Genomic DNA, 20,313 nt, shown 5'->3' on the forward strand with positions numbered 1-20,313 from the left:
TGAAGAGAGTGTGACAGAGCGATGAAATGTCGCATCCGGGGCTGGCAAAATAAAACAGGGGCATTACCTGCCCCTGTAGCGGATTATTGCGAGAGTTTTTTCTGGTCCCTTTTGCGATTCACCCAGGTGTTGATCAACAGGGTCGAGCCGAGGATCACGCCGACGACGCTCAGCGAGACTGCCACCGGGATATGATAGAACTCGACGATCAGCATCTTAATGCCGATAAACACCAGCACGATCGCCAGGCCATATTTGAGCATCGAGAAGCGCTCGGCGACGTTGGCCAGCAGAAAGTACATCGCGCGCAGGCCGAGAATAGCGAACAGGTTAGAGGTCAGCACGATAAAGGGATCGGTGGTCACGGCGAAGATCGCCGGGATACTGTCGACCGCGAAAATCACGTCGCTCAGCTCAACCATAATCAATACCAGCAGCAGCGGCGTGGCAAACAGCACGCCGTTCCGGCGGGTGAAAAACTTCTCGCCCTCCAGCTCGTCGGTCATGCGCAGATGCTTGCGCAGCCAGCGCACCACCGGCTTGTCGCCCACCGCGTTTTCATCATCCTCTTTGGCGAAGGCCATCTTCAGGCCGGTCAGCAGCAGGAACGCGCCGAACAGATAGAGGATCCAGCTAAACTGCGTTACCAGCCAGCTGCCCGCGAAAATCATAATGGTGCGCAGCACAATCGCGCCCAGCACGCCGTAAATCAGCACGCGGCGCTGCAGCGCAGCGGGAATAGAGAAGTAGCTGAAGAGCATCAGCCAGACAAAGACGTTATCGACCGCCAGCGCTTTTTCCAGCACGTAACCGGTTAAAAACGCCAGGGTTTGTGAGGTGGCGACTTCGCGCCCGGCGCTCCCCTCCAGATACCACCAGAAGGCGGCACTAAACAGCAGCGACACCGACACCCAAATCAGCGACCAGATGGCCGCCTGTTTAAAACTCATGGTCTGCGAGCCACGACGTCCCTGTAAAAAGAGATCGATCGCCAGCATGATAAGCACCACTACCGCAAAGCTGCCCCAGAGAAGAGGCGTTCCTACAGTCTGCATAGCGTTTCCTGCCCTGAAATAAAAAACGGCTGAAGTCAGAAGACGTCAGCCGCTTTACAAAGATGTAAGCAAACCTCGCCTTCCGGCAAGGTCTCACTTACAACGCAGAATCAGATTCCGGGTTGCCTGCCGACCGGATGCTCAGGCATCGTAATGACGATCGTACAGCTTACAAGTTACTCCCCTTTGCTGGCAGTTAAGATAGGCGCTGGCCGGGAAAGAGGCAATAGCGGACCATTCATATTTAGACATATTTACACAAGCCGATGATCGGCAGGGAAAATGACGCCGGTCTGGCGGCGGATCTCGGTCAGCAGCGCGGCGGTGATGCGCGCGCGCTCCAGCCCCGGATGCTCGACGCAATGCTGCCGCACCAGCTGCGCAAAGGTGTGAGCCTCATAAAGCATGGTATTGATATGCTGAGGCTGGCTGAGATCCTGCACCTGTGGGGCGCTCTGGCGCAGCGCCAGGCTGACCGACTGCATCTCCGACAGCTTTTCGATCAGCAGCGAACCCGCTTCGCCCTGAATTTCGCTGGCGATGCGCGAGTCGCTGACCTTGGAGTGCAGCAGCGTGACGTCGAAGTCGCCATAGTCGAGCAGCACGCTGCCGTGGCCGTCAACGCCGCTCGCCAGCAGCGTCGCGCTGGCCTTCACCCCCTGCGGCGCGCCCCACAGCGCCACCGCCGTCGCCAGGCAGTAGTAGCCGATATCCATTATCGAGCCATTAGACCAGCGCGGATCAAAGGTGTTGGGATGCTCGCCGTCGAGGTAGCGCTGATAGCGCGACGAATACTGGCAGTAGCTGAACAGCGCTTTGCGCAGCGGCCCGATGGCGGGCAGCGCCTGCTGCAGCTGCGCGAAATTAGGCAGGCTGGCGGTTTTAAACGCCTCGAACAGGATCACCTGATGCTGCCGGGCGCAGGCGATCATCTGCTCCGCCTCATGCAGGTTGGAGGCGAGCGGCTTTTCGCAGATAACGTGCTTGCCGTGCGACATAAACAGCAGCGCCTGCTCGCAGTGCAGGGCGTTCGGACTCGCCAGGTAGACCGCGTCGATAAGATCGCTGGCGGCCAGCGCCTCCAGCGAGGTAAAAAGATGCGAACAGGGATAGTCAGCGGCGAAGGCCTCCGCCTGCTGCTGCGTGCGCGAATAGATGGCGTTCAGGCGCAGATGGCCGGTTTCATGCGCGGCATCGATAAACTGGCGCGTTATCCAGTTGGTTCCCACAATAGCAAAACGGATCACATCGGCTCTCCTGCGGCAAATAGCGGCAGAGTAGCATGCAGGCGAGCGGGCGCAAGCGTCGGAAAGAAGGGGTATTTGATCCTGCGATCCGCCTTCCAATATAGTGATGACGCAACGGCGACTGGCTGAAAAAGGTGGAGAAGGCGCTTGAAAGGAAGTAAACACGCACTGAACTGGACCACGCTGCTGGTCGCAATCCCGGTAGGCGTCGCGGCGTCGCTGGTGACGCTGGCGTTTCGCGGCGTTATCGAGCTGATCAACCGCGTGCTGTTCAGCAGCGACAGTGAGATTACCGTGGCGATGCACGTCTGGCCGTGGATCTTCTGGCCGCTGCTGGTGGGCGCGGGCGGCGTGCTGGCGGGATTTTTTCTGCGCTACGCGGTGAGTATCGAGCAGCAGCAGACGGTTAAGACCGACTATCTGGAGGTCATTAACGCGCGGCTCGATGCGGTGCCGACCCGTACCTCGCTGTTTCGCGCGCTCTCCTCTATCGCCAGCATCGGATCGGGCGCCTCTATCGGTAAAGAGGGGCCGATGGTGCAGCTCTCCGCGCTGTGCGGCAGCGTGCTGGGCCGCTGTATGCCCGCCGCACTCAACCTGAAAAACAGCGATGTGGTGGCGATGGCCGCCGCCGCAGGGCTCTCATCGGTCTACCACGCGCCGCTGGCGTCGGCGATCTTCGTCGCGGAAATCGCCTTCGGCATCTCGGCGCTGCAGCGTCTGATCCCGCTGGTCATCGCCTCTTCGGTCGCCGTGATGACCATGTGGTCGCTGGGCTTCCGCAACGCGCTCTATCCGCTGGCGGACGCCAGCTTTCAGATGGACCTCAGCAGCCTGCTGCTGACGGTGGTTATTGGCCTGGCGGCCGGGCTGGCGGGCTGGCTGCTGATTAAGCTTATCGCGCGCAGCAAAGCGCTGTTCAGTCATATCCGTTCGCTGCCGCTGCGGCTGGGTGTCGGCGGCCTGGCGGTGGGGCTGCTGGCGCTGATCTCTACCGATATTCTGGGCAACGGCTATGAAGTGATCGTTAAAATCATGGCGGGCGACTATCTGCTGCCCGGCCTGCTGCTGCTGCTGGTGCTGAAGACGCTGGCGACCACCCTGTCGGTCGGCTCCAACGCGGTAGGCGGCCTGTTTACGCCGTCGCTGCTGATCGGCGCGCTGCTGGGCGTGGCGCTGGCGACGCTGGGCGCGGCGCTGCATCTGCCGCTCGGCAACGTGCTGCTTTACGCGGCGATCGGTATGGCGGCGGTGCTGGCCGCGGTCAGCCAGGCGCCGCTGATGGCGATCCTGATGGTGCTGGAGATGACGCTCAACAGCTCGCTGCTCTTTCCGGTGATGATCGCCGCCGTGCTGGCGTCAATGGTGGTCTACCGCCTGCAGTCCGCCAGCACCTATCCGGTGGTCGGCAACCACTTTCACCGCTCGGAGGCGAAATATGACTTCGACAATATGCGCGTGGCGCAGCTGATTATTCCGGGAGCGGCGCTGCAGCCGCAGGAGTCGGTTGGGCAGGCGCTGGCGGTCAGCTCGCTGAAGCGCGAGCGCTACGTCTACGTTATCAACGCGGCGGGCGCCTTTCTCGGCGTGGTGTCGATCCACGATATCGCGCGCAAGGTGCTGGCGCAGGAGATCACGCTGGATTCGCCGGTCTCTACGGTAATGGACGATAACTTTCCCTTCGTCTACCAGAACCAGAGCATGCGCGAAGGCTGGGAGGCGTTCGCGCGCGTCACGCTGGAGCGCCTGCCGGTGCTGAATAATCCGCAGGAGAAGCGTTTCCTCGGCGCGCTGACCAAAACCAGCCTGATCCAGAAAGCGCAGGAGTTCCTTTAGGCGGCGTTGCCGCGCATCGCCTGATCCGTCATCCAGAGGCGGGCGTCGAACTCCAGCTGATGGTAGTCCGGCTCCATATGGCAGCAGAGCTGATAGAACGCCTTGTCGTGCTCTTTCTCTTTCAGGTGCGCCAGCTCGTGTACCACGATCATGCGCAGAAAGGGCTCGGGGGCGAGGCGGAAAAAGGTCGAGACGCGGATCTCCGCTTTGGCCTTAAGCTTGCCGCCCTGAACGCGCGATACCGCCGTATGCAGGCCGAGCGCGTGCTTCATCACCTTGATTTTATTGTCCCAGAGCACTTTATTGATGGGCGGAGCGTTGCGCATAAAGCGATTTTTTAGCGCCTGGGTATAGTCGTATAACGCTTTATCGCTAACGATATCGTGGGTGTCGGGATAGCGCTGCTGCAAAAAAGCGCCAAGTTTTTCATTGTCGATCAGCGTCTGCACCTGCTGAAGGATGTTCTCAGGATAACCCTGCAGATAGATAAGTGAGGACATTAGGGATTCCCGGCGAAAGACAGTATACTGCGCCCCCTTTTTAGGGCGTAAAACAGCCAGATTGTACCAGCCGGAGAATTCATGAGCCAACTTGAACTAGTGGATCGCACCCTGATCCTGCATCGTTTTCCGCAAATGCGTGAAGAGAGCCCGCTTCAGGCGTGGGACGCGGCGGATGAATATCTGCTGCAGCAGACGCTGCCGGAAGGGCCGATCCTGGTGTTCAACGACAGCTTCGGCGCGCTCACCTGCGCGCTTAACCCGCGTCCGGTCTGGCACGTCAGCGACTCCTGGCTCAGCCAGCAGGCGACGCGGCAAAACCTGCGCCTGAACGCGCTCGACGACGGCGAAGTGCATTTTCTCAGCAGCCTCGATCCGCTGCCCGCCGCGCCGGCGGCGGTGCTGATTAAGGTGCCGAAAACCCTGGCGCTGCTGGAGCAGCAGCTGCGCGCCCTGCGCGAAGTGGTGACCGCCGATACGGTGATCCTGGCGGCGGCGCGCGCCAAAGAGATCCACAACTCGACGCTGCAGCTGTTCGAGAAGATCCTCGGCGACACCCGTACCTCGCTGGCGTGGAAAAAAGCGCGTCTGATCTATACCCAGTTCAGCGCACCGACGCTGGCACCGCAGGCATCGACCACCGTCTGGCCGCTGGACGGGACGCCGTACCAGATCCACAACCACGCCAACGTCTTCTCGCGCACCTCGCTGGATATCGGCGCACGCCTCTTTATGCAGCACCTGCCGGAAAATATCGAAGGCGAGATTGTCGATCTCGGCTGCGGCAACGGGGTGATCGGCCTGATGGCGCTGGAGAGCAATCCGCAGGCGGAGGTGCATTTTCTCGATGAGTCTTATATGGCGGTGGCGTCGAGCCAGCTTAACGTCGAGGTGAACCGGCCGCAGGATCTGGCGCGCTGCCAGTTTCGCTTCAACAACGTGCTGAGCGGCTACCCTTCAGACCGCCTGCATGCCGTGCTCTGCAACCCGCCGTTCCATCAGCAGCACGCCGTCACCGACCACCTGGCGTGGCAGATGTTCCGCGACGCCAAACGCTGCCTGCAGTACGGCGGCGAGCTGCGCATCGTCGGCAACCGCCACCTCGACTATCACCACAAGCTGAAAAAACTGTTCGGCAACTGCACGCTGGTGGCTTCGAACCAGAAGTTCGTGGTGCTGCGCGCGGTAAAGATGCGCTGATCAGATAGCCAGCGCCAGCTGCACCGCCTGGGCGATCGCCCGGCGGGCATCCAGCTCCAGCGCCACGTCGGCGCCGCCTATAAGGTGAACGGCTTTGCCGCGCGCACGCAGCGCGGCCTCCAGCGCACGCTGCGGCTCCTGACCGGCGCAGATAATCACGTTATCCACCGCCACTCTCTCCACTGCGCCATCACGGCGCAGCAGCAGCCCCTTATCATCGATCGCCAGATACTCGACGCCGCCCCACATCTGCACGCCGCGCGCCTGCAGCGTGGCGCGATGGATCCAGCCGGTGGTTTTGCCCAGCCCCGCGCCCGGTTTACCCGGCTTGCGCTGCAGCAGCCAGATGGCGCGAGCGGCAGGCAGCGGCCTGGGGTACGTCAGGCCGCCGCGCTGCGCCAGCGTCAGATCGATGCCCCATTCGCGGCAGAAGCTTTCGCTGTTCTGCTCTTCTGCCGGCTGAGAGAGGTACATGGCGGTATCGAAGCCGATGCCGCCTGCGCCGATAATGGCGACGCGGCTGCCCACCGGTTTTTTGTCGCGCAGCACCTCAAGATAGCTCAGCACGCTGGGATGATCGATGCCGGGGATCGCTGGCGTGCGCGGCTGAATGCCGGTCGCCAGCACCACCTCATCGGCCTCGTCCAGATCTGCCGCCGTTACCCGGCGGCCGGTAGATATCCTGACGCCAGCGGCGGCAAGCTGGTGGGCAAAGTAGCGCAGGGTTTCGCTGAACTCCGCTTTGCCCGGGATCTGGCGCGCGATATTGAACTGGCCGCCGATGGCGTCGTCAGCTTCATAGAGTTGCACCCGATGGCCGCGCTGCGCCGCCTGCAGCGCGAAGGCCATGCCCGCCGGACCGGCGCCCACCACCGCGATAAACTTCGGCGCAGCGCAGGGCGTGACCGGCATCAGGGATTCGTGGCAGGCGCGCGGATTCACCAGACAGGAGGTGACCTTACCCACAAAGATCTGGTCGAGGCAGGCCTGGTTGCAGGCGATACAGGTATTAATGCTCTGCGCCGCGCCGCGCGCCGATTTGCTGACAAAGGCGGCGTCGGCGAGAAACGGACGTGCCAGCGACACCATATCCGCACAGCCGCTCTGCAGCAGCTGCTCGGCGACCTGCGGATGGTTGATGCGGTTGGTGGCGATCACCGGCACCGAAACATGCTGCCGCAGCCGTTGCGCCGCCGTGGCGAAGGCCGCGCGCGGTACCGAAGTGGCGATGGTTGGAACGCGCGCTTCATGCCAGCCGATGCCGGTATTGAACAGGGTGACGCCGCACTTTTCCAGTTCCGCCGCCAGCGCCAGTGTCTCTTCCAGCGAGCTGCCGTCCTCCACCAGATCGAGCATCGACAGACGAATGATCACGATAAAGTCGCAGCCCACGGCGTCGCGCACCGCGCGGGTAACGGCCAGCGCAAACGCCTGTCGGCGCGTAGCGTCGCCGCCCCAGCGGTCGCTGCGCTGGTTGGTGCGCGGCGCTAAAAACTGATTAATCAGGTAGCCTTCTGAGCCCATAATCTCCACGCCGTCATAGCCTGCCTGCCGCGCCAGCCGGGCGCAGCGCGCGAAATCGTCGATGGTTTGCAGGATCGTCTGCTCATTCATCTCCTGCGGCAGATAAGGGTTAATGGGTGCCTGAATCGCCGAGGGGGCCACCAGATCCTGCTGGTAGCTGTAGCGGCCGGTATGCAGGATCTGCAGGGCGATTTTGCCGCCTTCCGCATGTACCGCGTCGGTGATCGGGCGATGCCAGTCGCACTGCTCCGGCGAGACCAGCGTCGCGCCATGCTTTATGGCCACTCCCTGCGCGTTGGGGGCGACGCCGCCGGTGACGATCAGCGCGACGCCTTCGCGCACGCGCTCGCCATAAAACGCGGCAAGGCGCTGCGCGCCCTCGGGATGCTCTTCCAGTCCGGTATGCATCGAACCCATCAGGAAGCGGTTGCGCAGCTGCGTAAACCCCAGATCGAGCGGGGCGAACAGAGCAGGGTAGGCGGGACTCTTCACGGCGGCATCACTCAGTTAAGTGGTCGGATGAGTGTAATGTAGCTGCCGTGATGTTAAAAAAAAGTGAAAGTTTGCCGCGCTGTGAGGCGCATCAAAAAAGCAGGCCTTAGCTCTCCCGACGGCGTATCCATGAGAAGCGCGACTGGTAGCCGCTGTTGAAGTGGGTATTGCGGCGATAGCTGGAGTCGGTTTCCGCCATGCAGTAGGTGCAAAAGCGCACGTTCTCTATATTAGCCGCCGGTACGCCCGCCGCGATCAGTCGCTCTGTCGCCAGCTGCGGCAGATCGAACCAGACGCCATTGCGGGTCGCCTTCGCCTGCGGCCTGACGGCGAGCGGATTCTGTGGCTGCTCGCGGCACCAGCAGGGCGACGCGGGGTTGGAGCGCGCAGGCGCGATAACGCCCAGCATCTCTTCGCCCAGCTCATAGCAGCAGGGCGCGATAGCCGGGCCGATAGCGACACAGAGGCTGTCGGGCGAGCTGCCCGCTTCACACAGCCTTGCTATGGCGCGCTCCAGCACGCCCGCCAGCGTGCCTTTCAGCCCGGCATGTACCGCCGCCACGCGCCGCTGCTGGGTATCGGCGATCAGCACCGGCAGGCAGTCGGCGGTATAGACCGCGACCGGCCGGGTGCCCAGGCCAATAATCCCGTCCGACTCGCAGCTTTTTGGCGGCACGTTGGCCTCGTCATCCACCACCGTCGCGCTGTGGCGCTGATGGCCGTAGGCGACATTGTCGGGCGGCGCTTCCCCGGCGGGCTGAAAGGCATATTCCACCCACTCCAGCGCATCGAGCAGGGCAGAGCGTACGCGGATTCCCATATGAATCTCCTCTGAGGCGTTTAGCTGCATTCAGCTTAGGTTAACTGCTACATTTTTAAAGCGTTACCTCTTCCCACTTTCGGCTTAAGGATAACAGGATGAAAATAACCGCAACGCTGCTGACCAGCGGCCTGATGGCGCTGATGCTGTCGGGCTGCGCCCCGCAGTCGGCGCAACATGCGCAGCAGCAGCTCGGCCAGCAGTCGGTGCTGGCCCTTAACTGGTTCCAGCAGTCCGGCGAGTATCAGGCGCTGACGTGGCAGGCCTTTAACGGCGCGCGGCTGGCGTTTGACGCCGCGCCGTCGCTGACCGGCAAGCCCAAAGCGGTGATCGTCGATCTCGATGAAACCATGATCGACAACAGCGCCTACAGCGCCTGGCAGGCGAAAAACGGCCAGCCGTTCAGCGCGCAAACCTGGTCAACATGGACTCAGGCGAAGCAGGCGCTGGCGGTGCCCGGCGCGGTCGATTTCGCCCGCTACGTTACCTCGCACGGCGGCACGCTCTTCTACGTGTCGAACCGCGACCAGAAGGATTTCGATGCTACCGTCGCCAACCTGACGCAGCTTGGCTTCCCGCAGGTGACGCCGCAGACCGTGCGCCTCAGCACCGGCAGCTCAAACAAGCAGGCACGTTTCGACGCCATCAAAGCGGCGGGCTATAACGTGGTGCTCTACGTCGGCGATAACCTGAACGATTTTGGCGCGGCGACCTGGCATCAGGGCAACGCGCAGCGTCGCGCCTTTGTCAGCCAGAACCACGCGCTGTTCGGCACTCAGTTTATCGTGTTGCCTAATCCGCTCTATGGCGACTGGGAGAGCGGCATGGCGGAAAACTACAACAAGCTGACGCCGCAGCAGCAGCTCTCAACGCGCGATGCGCAGCTGAAGGCGTGGAACGGTAAATAATTCGTCAAGCGAAAGAGCCCACGTCGTCGGGCTCTGTTTTTCTGACCGCCGCTATTTACGTTATTGGTAACTATATTCATGCAAACTAATTTAATTATCTCTTACTTTCAAAAGCACTTTTATTAAGTTTATTACGCTGCCTTTTTCGCTCGCAGCCAGTGGTAAACGCTATTGATTAAAAATGTAATTCGGACTTATCTGTATTAAAGTGCCGCTGGTAACTGAGCCTGCTTAACAGCGGGACACGCTAAAATGTCATTATTTGTCAGCCAAAAAGCCATTTTAAATAAGTGGTTATTTTAATGTGTTGATAGTTAGCTATTTTATATGAGTTTTTCATCCCATCTGAATTAGCCCTGCTTAAATAGCTTTACCTGAAATTTACCTGAACTGAATTATTCCTTACAAAAATCGGGCTGTTCTGGTCTGAAAAGAAATTACGGGTGCGTAATTAAACATAAACGTCTATAAACAATTCCTGCCATCAACTGCATTATTCCTTTGACCCATATTGGTTAACTGTGAGCCGGTTCGCCACCTTGTTGGCCTGAATATGGGATCCCCGGTTGTTGAGAGAGATGATTGTGACGACACTGAAACCTTTATTAGCGAAAAATCGCAGCTGGGCGCTGCAGCGCCGCGAGCGTAACCCTGACTATTTTGAACAATACCTCCATCAACAAAAACCACACTCCCTCTGGATTGGCTGTTCAGACAGCCGCGTCCCGGCCGAGGTTCTGACCGGCTCGCACCCCGGCGAACTCTTCGTGCATCGCAATATCGCCAATATGGTGGTCGACGGCGATGACAACCTGATGAGCGTGCTGCAGTACGCCATCATCTATCTCGGCGTAAAGCGCATCGTGCTGTGCGGCCACTACGGCTGCGGCGGCGTCCAGGCGGCGCTTGATCTGCCGCGAAGCCCGCTGGCGCACGAAGATTCAGCGCTGGCGCGCCGTATCACCGCGCTGCGTCAGGCATTAGGAGAGGCGCTGCCGGACGAGCCGCAGCCAGCCGCGGAGACGCTGAACCGGCTGGTGGAGGTGAACGTGCTGGCGCAGTTCGCCCGCCTCGCCGCCGCCGCGCCGGTGCGCGACGCATGGCGCGCGGGCCAGACGTTAGATCTGTTCGGCTGCGTTTACGATCTGCAGTCGGGCCACCTTAAAGAGTTAATCCAGCAATCAGCAGAGGAATCTTCGCCATGAATGTGAATACGCTTCGTCAGGATATTCCTGCCGGCCTGGTGGTTTTTCTGGTTGCGCTGCCGCTCTGCCTGGGCATTGCGCAGGCGAGCGGTCTGCCGCCGTTCGTCGGCCTGCTGACCGGGGTGATCGGCGGGCTGCTGGTCACCGCCCTTAGCCCGTCGCGCTTTGCCGTCAGCGGCCCGGCGGCGGGTCTGGTGACGATTGTCGTCGCCTCGGTCGAGACGCTCGGCAGCTTCAGCGCTTTCCTTACCGCGCTGGTGCTGGCTGGCCTGATGCAGTGTGGCCTCGGCCTGCTGCGCGCCGGGCGGTTTATCTCGCTGGTGCCGGGCAGCGTGATTAAGGGCATGCTGGCCGCTATCGGTATTTTGCTGATTATCCAGCAGATCCCGGTGGCGTTCGGTATTGAGGGCGATGCCGGCCTGGCTGGATTCGCCAGCGGGGCTACGACCTTTTCCGCGCCCGCGATGCTGGTCGCTGGCGGCAGCCTGGCGATCCTCTGGCTGTGGACCACGCCGATGGTGAAGAAGGCGGGCGCACTGGGATGGATACCGGGGCCGCTGGTGGCGGTGCTGTTCGGCTGCGCCGCCACGGTTTTCGGCGGACGGCTGATGCCGGAGATGGCCGATCAGCTGTCGCGCATTGCGCTGCCGTCGTTCGACAGCTTCTCCGCGCTGACGGCGCAGATAGAGCGTCCGGCCTGGAACGCGTGGCAAAACCCGTCGGTCTGGGTGGTAGCGGTAACGCTGGCGCTGGTCGCCAGCCTGGAGACGCTGCTGAGCCAGGAGGCGCTGAAGAAGCTGCGCCCGCAAAACCCACCGCCGTCGCCCAATCGTGAGATGTTCGCGCAGGGGATCGGCAATCTCAGCGCCGGCCTGCTGGGCGCGATGCCGATTACGGCGGTGATCGTACGCAGTTCGGTGAACGTTAACACCGGCGCGCAGACCAAACTCTCTATTCTGATCCACGGCGTGCTGCTGCTGATCTGCGGGCTCTGGTTCAGCGATATGCTGAACGCCATTCCGCTGGCCAGCCTGGCGGCGGTGCTGATCTATACCGGCTATAAGCTGGCGACGCCGCAGCTGTTCGTGGAGCAGTTCCGCATGGGCGCGCAGCAGTACGTGCCGTTCCTCGCTACCATCGTCGGCATTATCGTCTTCGGCATGCTGATGGGCATCGGTATCGGTCTGGCGACGCAGATGCTCTACAGCCTGTATAAGAGCCACCGCAATGCGCTTCAGCTGACGCGCTACGACGATCACTATGTGCTGCGCTTTCAGCAGAATCTGACCTTTCTGCACAATCCGAAACTGCAGGGGCTGCTGGCGGAGATCCCGGAGAACAGCGTGGTGATCGTGGATCACGATAACGCTGAGTATCTGGATCCTGACGTGAAGGCGGTGCTGAAGGATTTCGGCGACAACGCGGATAAGCGCGGGATTCGCCTTAGCCAGTGGCCGGTCGCGGTGAAGTAACGCAGTTGCGCTTTTTCAGGCCGCACCGGCGTTCAACCAGGCGGGTGGCAGGGCACGAAGAGCAAAGCGTCCCGCAACAGGGATGTTGCGGGCCGAGCCGGCAAGGATGCCGCTTTTGCGTCTTTGCGATCGGGCCCTTCCACCCGCCGTCGCACCCAGGCTGACCGCGCTAAAAATCGGATATCTCGGATAGCCGATTTTTTTATTTAAGGCATAATCTCTGCGCTGTAAGCCAGGCGGCGCAGCCCACATCGCGAGTAGCGCCGATCCCTGCCGTTTATTCACTGAATTGCCCGGGCGGCTGATGCGGTTTAATGGCGTGCGGCGAACGTCCGGGATGGGCAGGGAGCAGGCAATTTACAGGCTACAGGGTTTAAACCTATGCGCGTTAAGCTGTTTGCAGAGCACAACACGATAACCAATCTCCTCTCGCTGTTTCTTATTACCCTGCTGTTTTGTTTTTTGGGCAGCCATCTGCGCGTGCCCGCAGAACTCTCGCTTTTCTGGCCGGTGAACGCCATCGTCGCCGCCGTTATTGTGCGCCACCCCTGGCTGCACCGCATGCGCTACTACGTTGCCAGCTTCGCCGCCATGGTGGTGAACGACACGCTCTTTTCCGGCTGGGCGTGGCCCGCCGTGACCCTGAACGTCGCCAACCTGCTGTTTATCATTATCTCCGTCTCGATGCTGGTGAAGCACTACCTGCGCGACTCCGACCGCAGACAGATAAACAACGCGCTGCGCATCTTTCCCGCCTGCCTGCTGGCCGCCTTCGCCTGCGCCACCTGGGGCGGGCTGGCGCAGGATATGAGCTTTGACACCCGCTTCGCCACCGCCTGGGGCGACTGGTTCAGCGAACAGTTCTCCACTGGCCTGATGCTGCTGCCGTTCCTGCTGGCGCGCAACTGGCGCAGCCTGTCGTTCGCCGCGCTGCTCTCGCCGGGCAAATGGCTGCCGCTGCTGAGCGTAGTGCTGTCGCTGGTAGTCGGCGCCATGATGGGCGGCGCCGGCAGTCTGACCTTTCCGGTTCCGGCGCTGATCTGGTGCGCCATCGTCTTGCCGATCCCGGTCACCAGCCTGGCGATCCTGCTGACCGGCATCAGCGAAATCGTGCTGGTATCGCACGGCGTAATGAACATTCAGGGCAACGATAACCTGCTGCACTTAAGCCATCTCACCTCGGCGCGTCTCGGCGTGGCCACCGTCGCCATCAGCCCCCTGATTGTCGCCGTCAGTATGGATGCGGTGCGCCAGCTTAATCAGCGGCTGGCGCTGCGCGCCAACTACGATTTTCTGACCCAGCTGCTGTCGCGATCCGGGCTGTATGAAAGCCTGAAAGAGGAGCCGTTCTCGGCGCAGCGCAGCGTCGGCGTTATCCTGCTGGATGTCGACTATTTCAAAGCGATCAACGATAACTTCGGCCATGACGCTGGCGACGGCGTGCTGGAGGAGATTGCGCTGCGGATGCAGCAGGTGGTGGGCGCGCAGGGGCGCATCTGCCGCTTCGGTGGGGAAGAGTTTGCTATTGTGCTGTTCGACGCGCGACCCGCCCGACTCTACCAGCTGGCGGAGGCGGTGCGGCAGGCGATCGGCAAAGAGAAGTTCTGGCTGCAGGGCAACACCGTCACCGTTACCGTTAGCCTGGGGCTGGCGCAGGGCAAGGCGGGCGAAGAGCGCGACTGGCACAGCCTGGTTAACCAGCTCATATCCGCCGCGGATAAAAATCTTTATCTCTCCAAGCGCAACGGGCGCAACCAGACCACGCCCGCCTTCAGAACCCTGACGCTGGCCAGCGACGTGGCGTAACCGCCGCGTCGCCTTATCTCTACACGCTGCTTTTAAGCTGGCTGAGTTGCTGATGGCGCTCCAGCGCCAGCTCGATCAGGCGGCTAATAAGATCGCGATAGCTCAGTCCCGCCGCCTGCCACAGTTTGGGATACATGCTGATATTGGTGAAGCCGGGCAGGGTATTCACCTCGTTGACAATAATCTCGCCCGCTTCCGTCAGGAAAACGTCCACGCGCGCCATTCCGCTGCACTCCAGCGCCTGAAACGCCTTGATCGCCACGGCGCGGATCGCTTCGCTGCGCCCGTCGTCGATGGCGGCGGGCACCTGCGTCTGCGCGCCGGTTTCGCTGATATATTTGGTTTCGTAGGAGTAGAAGGCGTCGTGCACCACCACTTCGCCGCACGGGCTCGCCTGCGGTTCGTCGTTGCCCAGCACCGCGCACTCGATTTCACGGCCTTTGATGCCGGTTTCTATAAGTACTTTACGGTCAAAGGTAAAGGCGAGGTCCAGCGCGCGGTCGAAGTCGTCAACGCTGTCGACTTTGCTGACGCCTACCGAAGAGCCCTGGTTGGCTGGCTTGATAAACAGCGGCAGGCCCAGCTGCGCGACGATCTCCGCCGCCTGAATATGTGGCCGCTGCGCCTGGGTAACGCTAATCCAGGGCGCGACCTGCAGCCCGGCGTCGCGCAGCAGACGTTTGGTGAAATCTTTATCCATGCTGACCGCCGAGCCAAGCACGCCGGAGCCGACAAAAGGCAGCGACGCCATGCGCAGCAGTCCCTGCAGCGACCCATCTTCGCCGAGCGTGCCGTGGACGATAGGGAAGATCACATCGATCTGCGACAGCGCATCGCCACTCTGGCGGGCGATCACCTGCTGCTGCGACTCGCCCGGCACCAGCGCCACGCTTTCGCCAGCGCGGTTAAGGGCGATCAGCGCCGGATCCTGCGCGTTTATCAGAAAGTCAGAGGTGTCGTTCAGATGCCACTGACCCTGCTTATCAATGCCTAACAGCACCGGCTCGAAACGCGTCTTATCAATCGCATCAAGGATATTTTTAGCCGACTGTAACGATACTTCGTGCTCGGCCGATTTGCCGCCGAACACAATGCCTACCCGCAGTTTTGTCATTAGAGCTTGCCTGAAAAGATGTTGCGAAACCCACAAGATAACACGCGGATTTCGCGCTGTAACGGCATGGCGCAGCCTGGGGGCAGCTTAATTCAGCGCGGCGGAGAGCAGGGCGCGGCACTGGGCGGCGTCGGCGCTGGCCTGCGCTTTTTGCCCGGCGCTCAGCTTCTGCCAGGCCTCCGCTATGTGCTCGCCGAGGCGCGGCTGGAAGTGGGTTTTCTGCAGCGCATAGTCGGAGTTACCGCCTTCGATAACCGTGCGCATATCCGCCACAAAGCGGCGGCTGTCGTCATGATGAATCGCGCAGAACACCGAGATGTAGTAGGCCTCATCCTCTTTGCTGTAGTGCGGCGTCAGCCAGTACCAGGCAGCGGCTACGCAGAGGAGGAGAAGCGGAAGGAGAAGGGTCAGTCTGGATCTCATCTGTCAGTTCGGTTCGCTGAGGCGAAACGCGGCTCCATTAAATTAAGGTCATCACAACGATGCCGGTGGCGGAAATCTCGTTCAGCGCGCATTCAAATTCAGCGTCGCCGCCGCTGATTCTGACCCGGCCGCCGGGCAGGCGCGAAAGGTTACGCAGGCTGGCCATGCCTTCAATATCCAGCAGCCATTTGCCGTCCACCACCGCCTTAAAGCTGCGGTTAACGATGTACTGCTGCTCCCCTTCAATCACCGCCAGCAGGTTGCTGTGAGGCGCGACCTTATCAAGGAACAGCTTGCTCTCCAGAGTCACAAAATCGACAGGCGCGAGTTCACCATTTGTTAACTTTACCCGTTCGATATCGGTAAGACTCTTCATCGGGTGACTTTCGCTGCCTTTTTCCGCCGTCAGCGCCTGTACCGCGCTGGGGGGATTACCCTGACCGTAGAGGATCCAGTTCAGCTCCGCATCGGTGTCGATAAGGCACTGCACCACCAGGTCCGCCGGGAAAGCGTCTCTTTTATAACGCATTGCCAGGTTGCTCGAAGAGAGACCGACATGCTCCGCATATTGCGATTTCTGTTTAAACCCATAGGCCTGAATCAGCCTGTCGAGGATAGCCCCGCCGCTCCCGTTAAAATTAGTGACTAACATTTTTGAGCTTCCTCTTGTGTTACTAACATATTTGAATTAGCATCACTGCGTTGTGAATGTTATCGCATATGACTGACATTTGGTTAACTGGAGATGATGCCCTATGAGGCCTGATATTACAAATGCCATAGCTGCGCTCCTTTTATTACGAATCAGCGTTAAATCTTCTGTTTCGCCCCTTTTTGCTCAGGCAAACCGCCTGTTAGCCTGGCTGCGCGCGACGCCCTGCGCACCAGCCGCAGCAGCAGAAGAGGGGCAAAAGGGGCCAGCGAGCGCGGCGAAAACGCTGTTTTCTTTTTCTGTTAATTTTCAGCCAGTCTGATTCACTTATGATGAATAGCCCGTCTGAACCTGCGGCGACCATGAGCTTCGATGAGTTTCGCAAAAGCTGGCGGCGAATGCGGAGCGACAGCCGTAATCCGGCGCTGGTCGCCTTTAACCGGCAGAGCGATGAATTTAAGTTCTGCGTGCTGACGCTGGCGAACCGGGAAAGCCCCGGCAGCTTCCGGCTTCAGGAGGTGGGCAACGCCTTTGAATCTTTCGATGAGGCGCGGCGCGCGCTGATTATTGCCGCCATGAACAAAATGGTGCGCTGGGGCAGGCTGATGCCGCGTCCCTTTTCCGACGCCGACCAGTATCTGTCTGAATAATCGATCTTAACCGCAAAACAATGACGTCAACCCGTCGGGCCTCCCTTTGCCCACATTCAGGAGAGATGAGATGAAATACCCGAATTTTAACGCCGACAGCGATGCGCTGAACGCTCTGCTCAGCGCGGCGCGCGACGACGAGCGTAAAGGCCGCGCGCAGGCGGTGGCAAACCGTCTGGCCGCGATGGCGACGCATATCGGCCGCCAGGGCCTGAGCGGTATCGAGGCCGCCGAACTGCTTCGCTATGAAGCGCAGCGCTACCGCAATGAAGCGCAGGAGCTGCGCTGATGGTCGATAGCATGGACATTGAACAGCAGCGCCAGGCGGAGCAGCTGGCGCTCGATATCGCTGCGGTGACGCAGCGGCCGAAAGGCGTCAGCGCCTTGTTCTGCGAGGCGTGCGACAGCGCGATCCCCGAGGCGCGCCGCCGTGCCCTGAGCGGCGTCTCCCGCTGCGTCGCCTGTCAGGAGATCGCCGAGCTGCGCGGCCGCCACTATCAGGGCGGCCGCTAGTGCAGCATTTTCTCTGGCCGTGGAGCGCGCCGCGTCAGGCTATCGCCTCGCCTTATCCTACGCACGCCGCTATGCAGCAGCGCAGCCGCCGGCTGGCCGCGATCTCACAGGCCTGGAAGGCGCTGGAGCAGCAACCGTCGCTGGTGCAGCGCGTGGTCAGGCTGCGTCACGGCCAGCTGGAACGCGAGCGCGGCCCGGCCAGCGCCGCGGACTGGCTGACAGGCGCCTTCGCCGAACGCCTGCTGCCGCGCCTGGAGCGGGTCAGCGCGCAGTATCGGCTCGGCGCCATGGGGCACGGCACCGCCGCGCGGCTGTGCGGCCACGCGGCGCAGGAAAAGGGTGCCGCAGCGGCGGCAGGCACGCTGTGGGAGCTGATGCGCCGCTTTAACCAGCTGCCCGATATGGCGCGCGCCGATGTCGATCGGCTGGCAGGGGATATCGCCAGCTTTATCTTCGCCGAGCTGGTGCAGCTGCACGGGCAGAACGGCGGCGAATCGGACTGGCGCTATAGCCACTCCCTCTATCTGACCGCCGCGACCCTTACCCGCGAATTCCGCCAGACGCCGCCGCTGTGGCAGAAGGTCACCACGCGCCTCTTTGCACCGGAAGAGGTGACGCCGGCGATCATGCGCATGCAGGGCGAAAGCTGGTGGAAAGGGCGGCTGCGCCGTCTCGCCGCCGAATGGCGCGAACATCTGCAGATTGCGCTGGCGCAGGTCAGTAAGACGCGTTCGCCCTATGCCAGCCGCGCCACCATTGCCGAATGGCGCGAGCAGAAGCGGCGCACCCGCGACTTTTTACAGGGCATGGAGCTGGAAGATGAAGAGGGCAACCGCATCAGCCTGATCGACAAGCATGACGGCAGCGTTGCCAATCCCGCCATCCGCCGCTGCGAGCTGATGACGCGCATTCGCGGCTTTGAGACGATCTGCAATGAGATGGGCTACATCGGCGAGTTTTGCACCCTGACCGCGCCGGCGCGCTATCACGCCACGCTCAGCAGCGGCCAGCACAACCCCAAATGGGGCGGTGCCAGCCCCGCTGAGACGCAGCGCTACCTCTGTCAGCTCTGGCAAAAGGTGCGCGCCAGGCTGCACCGCGAGCAGATCCGCCTGTTCGGCATCCGCGTTGCTGAACCCCACCATGACGGCACGCCGCACTGGCATCTGCTGCTGTTTATGCGTCCCCAGCAGGCTGCACAGGTGCGCCAGATCCTGACGGAATATGCCTGCCAGCAGGACAGCGAAGAGCTGATCGGCGAAAAAGCGCGCAAGGCCCGCTTCCACACCACCGCCATCGACCCGCAAAAGGGCAGCGCCACGGGCTATATCGCGAAATATATCGCCAAAAATATCGACGGCTACGCCCTCGACGGCGAGCGCGACAGCGAGAGCGGCGAGCCGCTGCGCGACTGCGCCGCCGCGGTTTCCGCCTGGGCGGGGCGCTGGCATATCCGCCAGTTTCAGTTTGTCGGCGGCGCGCCGGTGACCGTCTGGCGTGAGCTGCGCCGTCTGACTCAGGGCGAGGGGCTGAGCGCGGAGCTGGCCGAGGCGCGCGCGGCGGCCGACAGCGGCGACTGGGCCGCCTATGTGAACGTCCAGGGCGGCCCGTTCGTGCGTCGCGATGAGCTGGCGGTGCGCGTCTGGTATCAACAGGCGAAGGAGTGCAACAGCTGGGGCGAAGAGATTATGCGCATTAAAGGGGTCTACCTCAACGCGCTGGACGATAAGCAACCGCTACTGACCCGACTGGTCAGCTGGAAGCTGGTGCCGAAACGTAAAGCGGAGGCTGGCCCTGTTGAGCAGAACGCATCAGCCTGCAGTTCGAGTTCTGTCATTAACTGTACGCGGATAGCGCGTCGGCCAGGGCTATTAGCGCGGTTAAATCATTGGCCCGAACCGACAGTAAAAAACCGGGCAAAACCGGCTGGCGAGGGCGGTTTATACAGCCAGAACGCGCCGCCCTGACGCGCTTTTTCCGCCTTTTTTACTCATTTGGCTTAGCGCTAACGCCGCCAAAAAAGTCGCTATATCAATAGCCTAAGAGGAGGGTATTCGGGCCTTAATTTTCTTTATATCAGATTGCATGCTGTGCTACTGTATAGATATACAGTTATAAGATGGGGGAGGGAAAGTGGATACTGATTTACAAGAACAGGTAATGCTTGAGCGCGTCGAGCTCATTGCACGTCTGACCACTGAAGGAGTTTGCAGGGAACGCGACCGGGAAGTGGCCCTCGCTCTGATTGCCGAGATTGCCGGCGATATGATGATAAAGAACAAGGAATTTGCCGTTTCGTTCTCCGCGATACCCACCAACAAATAACAATGCAGGTATGGCGATGAGATACGACGGCTCAAGGCACAAACAGCGACTGATTCTCATCCTTTCCTTATAACGCGCTCGCCCTTCGGCGACGGCCAGCTGGAAGCGCTAACGGCACCCTCAGGGTGCCGTTTTTTTTGCGCCGCGATCTCGCTGTTTGCCCATATTCCAGCGGGCGGCCTGGCGTTGAGCCATTGCCCTGCAGCGGGGAGACTGAGCAGACCGGATGACGCGCAAGCGCCGCCGCACGCAACCGCAAAGCCGGCCCGAAGCCGGGCTGGCCGACATTACCTCCAACGGGGAACAACAACAGTGACGCACAATTTTAGCGTGCCCGTCCGCGGGCCTGATGGGGAGCTATCGCCATGAATATCTACGCGCTCCAGGGCGATACGGTCGATGAGATCTGCTATCGCTACTACGGCCGCACGCAGCAGGCGGTCGAGCAGGTTTACGCCGCCAATCCCGGCCTCGCCGAACGCGGCGCGGTGCTGCCGCACGGCTATGCCCTGACGCTGCCCGATCTGCCGGACGCGGCCACCGGCGAAACCGTCAATCTGTGGGACTGAAG

21 protein-coding genes are annotated in these 20,313 nt (G+C 61.1%); 13 read left to right on the top strand and 8 right to left on the bottom strand.

Annotated features, from left to right (window positions below; translation table 11 throughout):
• Positions 1 to 83 precede the first annotated feature (83 nt).
• A complete protein-coding gene (locus LB453_RS04790) occupies positions 84 to 1,055 on the bottom strand; it encodes a TerC family protein (RefSeq protein WP_103794544.1) in 972 nt (323 codons plus the stop codon).
• Positions 1,056 to 1,309: 254 nt separating this feature from the next.
• Positions 1,310 to 2,302, bottom strand: a complete 993-nt coding sequence (locus LB453_RS04795) for a Gfo/Idh/MocA family protein (RefSeq protein WP_103794545.1) — start codon at positions 2,300 to 2,302, stop codon at positions 1,310 to 1,312.
• Positions 2,303 to 2,449: 147 nt separating this feature from the next.
• Between LB453_RS04795 and LB453_RS04800 the strand changes: the two genes are divergently transcribed.
• Positions 2,450 to 4,138, top strand: a complete 1,689-nt coding sequence (locus LB453_RS04800) for a chloride channel protein (RefSeq protein ID WP_103794546.1) — start codon at positions 2,450 to 2,452, stop codon at positions 4,136 to 4,138.
• Here the strand turns inward: LB453_RS04800 and LB453_RS04805 are convergent.
• Entirely contained in the window at positions 4,135 to 4,638 is a 504-nt protein-coding gene (locus LB453_RS04805; protein WP_103794547.1) for a M48 family metallopeptidase, read from the bottom strand. The two genes, LB453_RS04800 and LB453_RS04805, sit on opposite strands and share 4 nt — an antisense overlap.
• A gap of 81 nt (positions 4,639 to 4,719) precedes the next feature.
• Between LB453_RS04805 and rlmG the strand changes: the two genes are divergently transcribed.
• The gene (gene rlmG / locus LB453_RS04810) at positions 4,720 to 5,838 is read left to right on the top strand and encodes a 23S rRNA (guanine(1835)-N(2))-methyltransferase RlmG (protein ID WP_103794548.1); all 1,119 of its coding nucleotides are present in this window, start codon (positions 4,720 to 4,722) and stop codon (positions 5,836 to 5,838) included.
• On the opposite strand, the gene LB453_RS04815 is transcribed toward rlmG, so the two are convergent.
• On the bottom strand, positions 5,839 to 7,854 hold the full coding sequence (locus LB453_RS04815; protein ID WP_224481605.1) for an NADPH-dependent 2,4-dienoyl-CoA reductase: 2,016 nt from the start codon (positions 7,852 to 7,854) through the stop codon (positions 5,839 to 5,841).
• 106 nt (positions 7,855 to 7,960) lie between these two features.
• On the bottom strand, positions 7,961 to 8,674 hold the full coding sequence (locus LB453_RS04820) for a polyphenol oxidase family protein (RefSeq protein ID WP_103794549.1): 714 nt from the start codon (positions 8,672 to 8,674) through the stop codon (positions 7,961 to 7,963).
• Between the two features lie 98 nt (positions 8,675 to 8,772).
• Here LB453_RS04820 and LB453_RS04825 point away from each other — a divergent pair, with 98 nt between their 5' ends.
• The 4 genes from LB453_RS04825 to LB453_RS04840 all read left to right on the top strand — a co-directional run bounded on the left by LB453_RS04825 (position 8,773) and on the right by LB453_RS04840 (position 14,065).
• Positions 8,773 to 9,582, top strand: a complete 810-nt coding sequence (locus LB453_RS04825; RefSeq protein ID WP_103794550.1) for a 5'-nucleotidase, lipoprotein e(P4) family — start codon at positions 8,773 to 8,775, stop codon at positions 9,580 to 9,582.
• A 578-nt stretch (positions 9,583 to 10,160) separates the two neighbouring features.
• On the top strand, positions 10,161 to 10,787 hold the full coding sequence (locus LB453_RS04830) for a carbonic anhydrase (RefSeq protein WP_103794551.1): 627 nt from the start codon (positions 10,161 to 10,163) through the stop codon (positions 10,785 to 10,787).
• The gene (locus tag LB453_RS04835; RefSeq protein ID WP_103794552.1) at positions 10,784 to 12,259 is read left to right on the top strand and encodes a SulP family inorganic anion transporter; all 1,476 of its coding nucleotides are present in this window, start codon (positions 10,784 to 10,786) and stop codon (positions 12,257 to 12,259) included. Before LB453_RS04830 ends, LB453_RS04835 begins: the two co-directional genes overlap by 4 nt.
• A 381-nt stretch (positions 12,260 to 12,640) precedes the next feature.
• The gene (locus LB453_RS04840) at positions 12,641 to 14,065 is read left to right on the top strand and encodes a GGDEF domain-containing protein (protein ID WP_103794553.1); all 1,425 of its coding nucleotides are present in this window, start codon (positions 12,641 to 12,643) and stop codon (positions 14,063 to 14,065) included.
• Positions 14,066 to 14,084: 19 nt separating this feature from the next.
• Here the strand turns inward: LB453_RS04840 and ddlA are convergent, their stop codons facing one another.
• The 3 genes from ddlA to LB453_RS04855 form a co-directional block, all read right to left on the bottom strand.
• On the bottom strand, positions 14,085 to 15,179 hold the full coding sequence (ddlA, locus tag LB453_RS04845) for a D-alanine--D-alanine ligase (protein ID WP_103794554.1): 1,095 nt from the start codon (positions 15,177 to 15,179) through the stop codon (positions 14,085 to 14,087).
• Positions 15,180 to 15,266: 87 nt separating this feature from the next.
• Entirely contained in the window at positions 15,267 to 15,602 is a 336-nt protein-coding gene (locus LB453_RS04850; protein ID WP_103794555.1) for a hypothetical protein, read from the bottom strand.
• 37 nt (positions 15,603 to 15,639) lie between these two features.
• Complete coding sequence (locus LB453_RS04855) at positions 15,640 to 16,254, bottom strand: phage repressor protein CI (protein WP_103794556.1); 615 nt, start codon at positions 16,252 to 16,254, stop codon at positions 15,640 to 15,642.
• A 103-nt stretch (positions 16,255 to 16,357) separates the two neighbouring features.
• Here LB453_RS04855 and LB453_RS04860 point away from each other — a divergent pair, with 103 nt between their 5' ends.
• The 7 genes from LB453_RS04860 (at position 16,358) to LB453_RS04890 (ending at position 20,311) form a co-directional block, all read left to right on the top strand.
• Positions 16,358 to 16,576, top strand: coding sequence for a hypothetical protein (locus LB453_RS04860; RefSeq protein ID WP_146053800.1), 219 nt, complete (start codon positions 16,358 to 16,360; stop codon positions 16,574 to 16,576).
• 7 nt (positions 16,577 to 16,583) lie between these two features.
• Positions 16,584 to 16,904 carry a hypothetical protein gene (locus tag LB453_RS04865; protein WP_224481606.1) on the top strand — a complete coding sequence of 107 codons (321 nt, stop codon included), beginning with the start codon at positions 16,584 to 16,586 and terminating at the stop codon, positions 16,902 to 16,904.
• A gap of 70 nt (positions 16,905 to 16,974) precedes the next feature.
• Positions 16,975 to 17,193, top strand: coding sequence for a DUF2732 family protein (locus LB453_RS04870; protein WP_103794558.1), 219 nt, complete (start codon positions 16,975 to 16,977; stop codon positions 17,191 to 17,193).
• Positions 17,193 to 17,417: a TraR/DksA C4-type zinc finger protein gene (locus LB453_RS04875; protein WP_103794559.1), complete on the top strand. Its 225-nt coding sequence runs from the start codon at positions 17,193 to 17,195 to the stop codon at positions 17,415 to 17,417. The genes LB453_RS04870 and LB453_RS04875 overlap by 1 nt, the downstream gene beginning before the upstream one ends.
• Positions 17,417 to 19,384, top strand: coding sequence for a replication endonuclease (locus LB453_RS04880; RefSeq protein ID WP_103794560.1), 1,968 nt, complete (start codon positions 17,417 to 17,419; stop codon positions 19,382 to 19,384). The genes LB453_RS04875 and LB453_RS04880 overlap by 1 nt, the downstream gene beginning before the upstream one ends.
• Before the next feature lie 166 nt (positions 19,385 to 19,550).
• The gene (locus LB453_RS04885) at positions 19,551 to 19,742 is read left to right on the top strand and encodes a hypothetical protein (RefSeq protein ID WP_033755060.1); all 192 of its coding nucleotides are present in this window, start codon (positions 19,551 to 19,553) and stop codon (positions 19,740 to 19,742) included.
• Between the two features lie 365 nt (positions 19,743 to 20,107).
• Positions 20,108 to 20,311 carry a tail protein X gene (locus tag LB453_RS04890; RefSeq protein ID WP_103794561.1) on the top strand — a complete coding sequence of 68 codons (204 nt, stop codon included), beginning with the start codon at positions 20,108 to 20,110 and terminating at the stop codon, positions 20,309 to 20,311.
• Positions 20,312 to 20,313 lie beyond the last annotated feature (2 nt).

The sequence above is a fragment of the Pantoea agglomerans genome (assembly GCF_020149765.1).
Classification (GTDB): Bacteria; Pseudomonadota; Gammaproteobacteria; order Enterobacterales; family Enterobacteriaceae; genus Pantoea; species Pantoea alvi.

Bases quoted from the DNA above. Each gene is read 5' to 3' on its own strand.
- LB453_RS04830 (WP_103794551.1), top strand. From the start codon at position 10,161: ATGATTGTGACGACACTGAAACCTTTATTAGCGAAAAATCGCAGCTGG.
- LB453_RS04865 (WP_224481606.1), top strand. From the start codon at position 16,584: ATGATGAATAGCCCGTCTGAACCTGCGGCGACCATGAGCTTCGATGAG.
- LB453_RS04860 (WP_146053800.1), top strand. From the start codon at position 16,358: ATGAGGCCTGATATTACAAATGCCATAGCTGCGCTCCTTTTATTACGA.
- ddlA (WP_103794554.1), bottom strand. From the start codon at position 15,179: ATGACAAAACTGCGGGTAGGCATTGTGTTCGGCGGCAAATCGGCCGAG.
- LB453_RS04850 (WP_103794555.1), bottom strand. From the start codon at position 15,602: ATGAGATCCAGACTGACCCTTCTCCTTCCGCTTCTCCTCCTCTGCGTA.
- LB453_RS04890 (WP_103794561.1), top strand. From the start codon at position 20,108: ATGAATATCTACGCGCTCCAGGGCGATACGGTCGATGAGATCTGCTAT.
- LB453_RS04840 (WP_103794553.1), top strand. From the start codon at position 12,641: ATGCGCGTTAAGCTGTTTGCAGAGCACAACACGATAACCAATCTCCTC.
- LB453_RS04855 (WP_103794556.1), bottom strand. From the start codon at position 16,254: ATGTTAGTCACTAATTTTAACGGGAGCGGCGGGGCTATCCTCGACAGG.
- LB453_RS04820 (WP_103794549.1), bottom strand. From the start codon at position 8,674: ATGGGAATCCGCGTACGCTCTGCCCTGCTCGATGCGCTGGAGTGGGTG.
- rlmG (WP_103794548.1), top strand. From the start codon at position 4,720: ATGAGCCAACTTGAACTAGTGGATCGCACCCTGATCCTGCATCGTTTT.
- LB453_RS04825 (WP_103794550.1), top strand. From the start codon at position 8,773: ATGAAAATAACCGCAACGCTGCTGACCAGCGGCCTGATGGCGCTGATG.
- LB453_RS04870 (WP_103794558.1), top strand. From the start codon at position 16,975: ATGAAATACCCGAATTTTAACGCCGACAGCGATGCGCTGAACGCTCTG.
- LB453_RS04875 (WP_103794559.1), top strand. From the start codon at position 17,193: ATGGTCGATAGCATGGACATTGAACAGCAGCGCCAGGCGGAGCAGCTG.
- LB453_RS04835 (WP_103794552.1), top strand. From the start codon at position 10,784: ATGAATGTGAATACGCTTCGTCAGGATATTCCTGCCGGCCTGGTGGTT.
- LB453_RS04790 (WP_103794544.1), bottom strand. From the start codon at position 1,055: ATGCAGACTGTAGGAACGCCTCTTCTCTGGGGCAGCTTTGCGGTAGTG.
- LB453_RS04805 (WP_103794547.1), bottom strand. From the start codon at position 4,638: ATGTCCTCACTTATCTATCTGCAGGGTTATCCTGAGAACATCCTTCAG.